At 64.8% G+C, this 5,975-nt stretch carries 10 protein-coding genes; 4 read left to right on the top strand and 6 right to left on the bottom strand.

What is annotated here, in order from left to right:
• From KBY75_RS15085 to KBY75_RS15070, 4 genes are all read left to right on the top strand, one after another.
• On the top strand, nucleotides 1–591 hold a 591-nt coding region (locus KBY75_RS15085), incomplete at its 5' end, for a vitamin K epoxide reductase family protein (protein WP_315859102.1).
• 41 nt (nucleotides 592–632) lie between these two features.
• Nucleotides 633–2,003, top strand: coding sequence for an Nramp family divalent metal transporter (locus tag KBY75_RS15080; RefSeq protein ID WP_255017311.1), 1,371 nt, complete (start codon nucleotides 633–635; stop codon nucleotides 2,001–2,003).
• A gap of 29 nt (nucleotides 2,004–2,032) precedes the next feature.
• Nucleotides 2,033–2,653, top strand: a complete 621-nt coding sequence (locus KBY75_RS15075) for a class I SAM-dependent methyltransferase (protein ID WP_254929452.1) — start codon at nucleotides 2,033–2,035, stop codon at nucleotides 2,651–2,653.
• Nucleotides 2,654–2,692: 39 nt separating this feature from the next.
• Complete coding sequence (locus KBY75_RS15070; protein ID WP_254929451.1) at nucleotides 2,693–3,781, top strand: DMT family transporter; 1,089 nt, start codon at nucleotides 2,693–2,695, stop codon at nucleotides 3,779–3,781.
• On the opposite strand, the gene KBY75_RS15065 is transcribed toward KBY75_RS15070, so the two are convergent.
• The 6 genes from KBY75_RS15065 to KBY75_RS15040 all read right to left on the bottom strand — a co-directional run.
• A complete protein-coding gene (locus KBY75_RS15065) occupies nucleotides 3,750–3,959 on the bottom strand; it encodes a hypothetical protein (RefSeq protein ID WP_254929450.1) in 210 nt (69 codons plus the stop codon). The two genes, KBY75_RS15070 and KBY75_RS15065, sit on opposite strands and share 32 nt — an antisense overlap.
• Nucleotides 3,956–4,240 (bottom strand): galactose oxidase, encoded by a 285-nt coding sequence (locus tag KBY75_RS15060; RefSeq protein ID WP_254929449.1) that lies wholly within the window; start codon nucleotides 4,238–4,240, stop codon nucleotides 3,956–3,958. Before KBY75_RS15060 ends, KBY75_RS15065 begins: the two co-directional genes overlap by 4 nt.
• 180 nt (nucleotides 4,241–4,420) lie before the next feature.
• Nucleotides 4,421–4,675 carry a type II toxin-antitoxin system BrnA family antitoxin gene (brnA, locus tag KBY75_RS15055; protein ID WP_254929448.1) on the bottom strand — a complete coding sequence of 85 codons (255 nt, stop codon included), beginning with the start codon at nucleotides 4,673–4,675 and terminating at the stop codon, nucleotides 4,421–4,423.
• Nucleotides 4,662–4,925, bottom strand: a complete 264-nt coding sequence (locus KBY75_RS15050; RefSeq protein WP_255024539.1) for a BrnT family toxin — start codon at nucleotides 4,923–4,925, stop codon at nucleotides 4,662–4,664. Before KBY75_RS15050 ends, brnA begins: the two co-directional genes overlap by 14 nt.
• Before the next feature lie 61 nt (nucleotides 4,926–4,986).
• Nucleotides 4,987–5,775, bottom strand: coding sequence for an RAD52 family DNA repair protein (locus tag KBY75_RS15045; protein ID WP_254929446.1), 789 nt, complete (start codon nucleotides 5,773–5,775; stop codon nucleotides 4,987–4,989).
• Between the two features lie 89 nt (nucleotides 5,776–5,864).
• On the bottom strand, nucleotides 5,865–5,975 hold a 111-nt coding region (locus KBY75_RS15040; RefSeq protein WP_255024540.1), incomplete at its 5' end, for a siphovirus Gp157 family protein.

Genomic DNA, 5,975 nt, shown 5'->3' with positions numbered 1-5,975 from the left:
TGGGCTCTGTTCTTCACCAGCAGCGGCATGGCCGTCTTCAGCATGGTGCTGATGGGGCTGCTGGTGTTCGAGATCAGGGCCTTCTGCACCTTCTGTGTGGTGTCAGCCGCCCTAAGCCTCGCGCTGTTCCTTTTGAGCCTTGTTGGAGGTCCCTGGATCGACCGCAGCCAACTGATCTTTCGCGGAGTGATGACAGTCCTTCTTGTTGGTCTGCTGGGGCTGGGCTGGGCAGCATCGGCGGACCAGCCTTTCGCTCAAAGCGGACGGGCGGCTCCAGCTGTCATCAGCGCCAGTTCGCCGGCCAAGATTGCCCTGTCGGAGCATCTGAGCAGCGTCGGCGCCCGGGTGTTCACGGCGTACTGGTGCCCCCACTGCCATGACCAGAAGGAGGCCTTCGGCAAGGAGGCAGCCGCCAAGCTCCTAGTGATCGAATGCGCGGAGGACGGCGCCAACAGCCAGGCGCAGCTGTGCAAGCAGCAGGGGGTTCAGGGCTATCCCAGCTGGCAGATCAAGGGCGTCGTGGATTCGGGCGTCAAGCCACTGAATACCCTCGCTGATCTCAGTGGCTACACAGGTCCTCGCGACTTCTGAGCTGGCGGTGATCCCTTCCCCAGGGTGGGCTCATGCCAGCCATGCCCAAGCAGGATCGCAGCCACCCTCGCCTTACCCTCCAACTTCGCTGGCGTCGCTTCATGCCTGATGCACCGCTCGGCACCGCCGCTCGCAACGACGCGCAGGCCGTGGAGGTGCCCGCCGGACTCGGCACCCTGCGCACCTTCCTGCGGGTTCTCGGTCCCGGGTACCTGGTGGCCGTGGGCTACATGGATCCGGGCAACTGGGCCACCGACCTGGCGGCCGGCTCCCAGTTTGGCTACCGCCTGCTGTGGGTGATCGGTCTCTCCAGCCTGATGGCGATGCTGCTCCAATCGCTCTGCTGCCGGCTAGGCATCGCCACGCGACTCGATCTGGCCCAGGCCTGCAGCCAGCTGCTGCCGCGGTTCTGCCGCATTCCCCTTTGGCTGCTGGCCGAGGTGGGCATCATTGCCTGCGACCTGGCCGAGCTGGTGGGCAGCGCCATCGCCCTGCAGCTGCTCTTTGGCCTCCCCTTGCTCTGGGGGGTGGGGCTCACGGCCGCCGACACCCTTCTGCTGCTGGCGCTGCAGCGCTTCGGGATCCGCAGGCTGGAGGCCCTGGTGATCGCCCTGGTGGCTCTGGTGGGCGGTTGCTTCGCGGTGGAGATGCTGCTGCTCCAGCCCGACTGGGGCCAGGTGGGCCAGGGCTTTCTTCCCCAGTCAGCGAGCCTCAGGGACGGGCAGCAGCTGTTTCTGGCCGCCGGCATTCTCGGCGCTACGGTGATGCCCCACAACCTTTACCTGCACTCCTCGCTGGTGCAATCCCGCCGCTGGGACGGCGGCCAGGGGACACAGCGCAGGGCCCTGGCTTTCAGCACCTGGGACACGCTGATCGCCCTCAGCCTGGCCTTTCTGATCAATGTCTCGATCCTGGTGCTGGCCGCCGGCAGCTTCTACGGACGGCTACCGCAGCCGGTCACGGACCTGAGCGAGGCCTACCGGCTGCTGACGCCGATGCTGGGCACCTCGCTCGCCAGCGTGCTGTTCGGGGTGGCCCTGCTGGCGGCTGGCCAGAGCTCGACGCTCACCGCCACCATGGCCGGCCAGATCGTGATGGAGGGGTTCCTGCAGATCCGTCTGCCGGACTGGAAGCGGCGATTGCTCACCCGCGGCCTGGCCCTGATTCCTGCGATGGCCACGGTGATCCTGTTCGGAGAGCGGGCCACCACCAATCTGCTGGTGCTGAGCCAGGTGGTGCTGTCGCTGCAGTTGCCCTTCGCAGTGATCCCGCTGGTGTGGTTCTGCGGGCGGCGCGGCCTGATGGGCGAGCTCAGAGCGCCGCTGGCGCTGCAGGTCGCGGGCTGGCTGTGCGCCAGTGTGATTGTGATGATCAACCTCTCCTTGCTCAGCGCGGTGCTGCGGGGCGGCTGAACTGTTGACAGCAGCCTCTGGGTGGACCCATGACGAGCAAAAACCACTGGGAGACGATATATGCAACCAAGGCCCCTGAGTCGTTGAGCTGGTATCAAGCCCATGCCGATGACTCACTCCGACTGCTTCAGGCAGCCGGCCTACCACTGGATGCGGCGATCATTGATGTGGGCGGCGGGGCCTCCACGCTTGTGGATGACCTCCTGAACCTTGGCTATCAACGGATCACGGTTCTGGACCTTTCCGGCGCGGCACTGGCCGTGTCCAGAGAGCGGCTTGGCGCACGCGCCGCTGCGGGGCAGTGGCTGGAGGCCGACATCCTCACGGCCACCCTGCCCGCCCATGCCTATGACGTCTGGCATGACAGGGCGGTGTTTCATTTCCTCACCAGCCCGGCCGATCAGCAGGCCTATGTCCGGGCCGTACTGCAGGCGCTCAAGCCTGGGGGCACTCTGCTCCTGGCAACCTTTGCAGAAGATGGCCCCACCACTTGCAGTGGCTTGCCTGTGGTGCGGTACAGCCCTGAGAGGCTCCAGGAAACCTTGGGAACTGCATTTTTTTTGCTCGGCCATGAGCAGTTCAGCCATCGCACACCAGGCGGCGCGGAGCAACACTTTCTGTCCTGTCGATTCCAGCGGACTTCCCCATAGTTTTGTAATGGAGCCCGTCCGGTTGCTGTGGTACTCCTGATGACCTCCCAGACGCGAGAACAGCGCCGCGGCTGGCTGTCGGGCCTGCTTGCTGCCGCCCTGTTCGGCTCCAGCGCTCCGCTGATCGGCAGCTTCAGCCACGGGGCTTCTCCCGTGCTCGTGGCGGGTCTGCTCTATGCCGGTGCGGCGTTGGTGCTGTTGCCCCTGGCCTTGGCCGAGGCCCCGACCAGCCGCCACGCTCCGATCCAGCAGGGTGATCTCCCCCTGCTGGGGCTGATCACCCTGCTGGGCGGCATCGCCGGTCCGATCGCCCTGGTCAAGGGCTTGGCGCTGCTCACCCCGGGGGCCTCGGCGTTGCTGCTCAACCTTGAGGCGGTATTCACGGTGCTAATCGCTGTGGGGGTGGGGAAGGAGCATCTCGGCCGGGAAGGCTGGGCGGCGGCCGCGCTCACGCTCAGCGGCGCCTTGGTGCTCTCGGCGGGTCCCCTGGGCGGCAGCCAGTGGCAGGGCGTGCTGTGGATTGCCTTGGCCTGCCTGTGCTGGGGCATCGACAACAACCTCTCCCAGCGCCTCAGCCTGCGCAACCCCCTGCAGATCTCCGCCGCCAAGGCCCTCGGGGCTGCCGTGCCGATGCTGGCCGTGGCCAATCTGCAAGGGCATGCCATTCCGTTCGCCTGGATGAGTGCCGCCCTGCTTGGCATCGGCAGCCTGGGCTATGGCGTCTCGATCTGGCTCGACATGGTGGCCCTGGCCGCTCTGGGGGCCGCCAGGGAAGCCGTGGTCTTCTCTACCGCTCCCTTCCTTGGCACTCTGGTGGCGGTGGCTCTGCTGGGTTCACCTCTCAGTCCATCGCTGCTGCTGGCGGCGGCCGCCATGGCGCTCAGCACAGGCTTGTTGCTGCGATCCAGCCACGGCCACTGGCACCGCCATGCCGAACTCGATCACCAGCACCGCCACTTCCATGCCCCTGTAGAAGGCGATGCGCACCACCTTCATCCCCACCGACCGGAGGATCTCGCGGACCTCGAGCCAGGCCAACCCTTCTGGCACAGCCATCGGCACCGCCATGACCCGCTGGTCCACGAGCACCCCCACGTCAGCGACGTGCACCACCGCCATCAGCACTGAGCCGTCCGCTCTGCCTACGCCTCAGATCCTGATCAATGGCCAGATCTGGGCTGATCAGCTCCAGCCGTTGATTGGTGCGCTCCCAGCGAGTCGGGCGAAAGTACAGCACCTGGCCGCCCTGGATCAGCCAACCCTCCTTGGGGGTGAGCGGTGGCCGCCGGCTGGCAGCAGCTGTCATGCCACTTCCGGCGCCCAGCCCCGCTGACGGGTCATATCCTCCGTCCAGCCCTGGCAGCGGCTGGTGAGGTGCTCGCCATGGGCGATCAGCCCCTGGTGCAGCTGACAGGTGAGCACCGGGATGCAATTCACCCCGGCGTGATGCCGAAACCAATGGCAGGTCATGCAGACCTTGCGGCTGCGGGCCTTGAGCAGCACTGTCTCATCGAGGTAGGGCCACTCCTCGATAGGGGTATCAAGCCGGGCATTCAGTGCTGCGGGCCGGGGGAGAGGGGCACCCATGAATCACGGCCAATACGTACGCGTGTACTAGCACGGTTACCCCTATCGCGTCCTGCCTGATCGGTTCAGCTCTGGTGGATAGCGGCTGCCTCTGGCTGCGACTGGTGCTGACGAGAAGGTCTCGATCCACTCTTGTTAGCGCCGCTGGCAGATCCAATCGACCTTTGGTGATGCTGTCCTTCAGTGGAGGGCGACTGTGCCCAGGCTTGATTCAGTGCGGTGCTCCAGTCGCTCAGCGAGCCACACTTTGATGATCGATTGCCGTGTCACGCCAAGACGGGTGGCCTCACGATCGAGCTGCTCGACCATCCAGAGGGGAAAATCCACATTGATGCGCTTCTGCTGCAGGCGGGGCCGAGTAGCGGCGTCGAGATCAAGTGCGCCGAGCACGACGTCACCAGCATCAAAGCGACGATCGAATTCAGAACTGTTCATAGAGCTGGACCTCTTCCAGGCGGGAGCGACGGTCAGAAATGAGACGGATGGCCTGGCTGCGATGGGTGATCACGGCTGACCAGTGCTTGCCATGGATCTGAGCAATGACGAGAAACCGCGGCTCATCTGTGGTGCGGGCTGGGATTTCCAGCAGGTCGGGATCGTTCCACAGAGCCTGGGCATCGACAAAGTCGATGCCGTGCTTCGCCTGGTTGACCTTGCTCTTGAGCGGGTCGAACTCAAAGTCCATAGAGTTCAAAATCTATACCTTTTTGGCGCAAAGGACGTGCGTCGCTTCGGTTGCTTCCTATTCAGGTGGCCAGCTGCTGGTGCTGATCTGCTGAGCGCACCTCGCGGTGTGACACCAGAAACGTCTCGATCCAGTCGTGATGCCGCCGCTGACAAATCCGATCAGCGATAGAAGCAGCCTCGGCCGGCACCTGAAACCGCTTGCGGAACGCCTTGGTGAAGCCCTCCAGTAACGGCCGGGGCAGACCCCGAACGGTGGCGTGGATCTGCTGGATGGTGCCTGGATCGAGCGGTGCAAGCCCTGGATCAGGCTCCTGCTGGTCAGGTGATTGGAGCTGCTCCCGGGGGACCGCTTCTGCTGCCCTGCTTCTGATGTTGGCGTTGGGGGCCGCAGTGGCTGAACTGGTGACCTCCCTTTGCTGCTTGTCGTAAAGCGCCAGGCCGAAGGGATTGCCAAAGGTCATCAGGGCCCGTTTCATCGCATCGGTCTCGGCCTCCTTGAGGGCGGACTCATGGGCCTGGCCCAGGTCGACGTCGATGCCATGGCCGGCACCGCTGCCTTCTCGAATCACCTCGCCGACGCTGATGCGAACACGGGCGGTGTAGGTGACGCCCCAGCCGGCACGGTTGCTGCTGCCCAGGGTGCGCTCCCGCTCAGAGACGCACTGCACGGAAATGGTTTCGCGCTGCCAGCCGTCAAAGCCAAAGATGCGGTTGGCTTCTGCGATCGCTTGCCAACCCTCTAGGTAGGCCAGGGAGCGGCCGGCCTGGCTGCGGGTTTGGACCTTGGCGCGATCGAGTGGAGCGGAAAGGGCAGCGATCTGCTCGGTGGAGAAGACAGCGGTGGTCATGGGAATACTGCGATGTGAGAGGTGATTTGGGTGGAAGGGGTATGGGCCCGCTCATGCAACAGACCCATATCAAGGGGGGCTCTGTCCCCTCAGTGGATGCGCCAGGAGCGGCGGTTGAGCAGCTGGGCGCCAGTGATCTGGCGGCCGGCTTTGAGGGCTTCTTTGATGGCGTTCTTGTCCGGCTTGCTTGTGGTGGAGAA

Origin of the sequence: Cyanobium sp. T1G-Tous, assembly GCF_024345455.1 — a bacterium.
Classification (GTDB): domain Bacteria; phylum Cyanobacteriota; class Cyanobacteriia; order PCC-6307; family Cyanobiaceae; genus Cyanobium_A.
This window is presented reverse-complemented; position numbering and strand designations above follow the sequence as displayed.

Excerpts from the sequence above, each read along its gene's own strand:
- KBY75_RS15070 (WP_254929451.1), top strand. The coding sequence starts at position 2,693 with ATGACCTCCCAGACGCGAGAACAGCGCCGCGGCTGGCTGTCGGGCCTG.
- KBY75_RS15065 (WP_254929450.1), bottom strand. The coding sequence starts at position 3,959 with ATGACAGCTGCTGCCAGCCGGCGGCCACCGCTCACCCCCAAGGAGGGT.
- KBY75_RS15060 (WP_254929449.1), bottom strand. The coding sequence starts at position 4,240 with ATGGGTGCCCCTCTCCCCCGGCCCGCAGCACTGAATGCCCGGCTTGAT.
- KBY75_RS15045 (WP_254929446.1), bottom strand. The coding sequence starts at position 5,775 with ATGACCACCGCTGTCTTCTCCACCGAGCAGATCGCTGCCCTTTCCGCT.
- brnA (WP_254929448.1), bottom strand. The coding sequence starts at position 4,675 with ATGAACAGTTCTGAATTCGATCGTCGCTTTGATGCTGGTGACGTCGTG.
- KBY75_RS15075 (WP_254929452.1), top strand. The coding sequence starts at position 2,033 with ATGACGAGCAAAAACCACTGGGAGACGATATATGCAACCAAGGCCCCT.
- KBY75_RS15080 (WP_255017311.1), top strand. The coding sequence starts at position 633 with ATGCCCAAGCAGGATCGCAGCCACCCTCGCCTTACCCTCCAACTTCGC.
- KBY75_RS15050 (WP_255024539.1), bottom strand. The coding sequence starts at position 4,925 with ATGGACTTTGAGTTCGACCCGCTCAAGAGCAAGGTCAACCAGGCGAAG.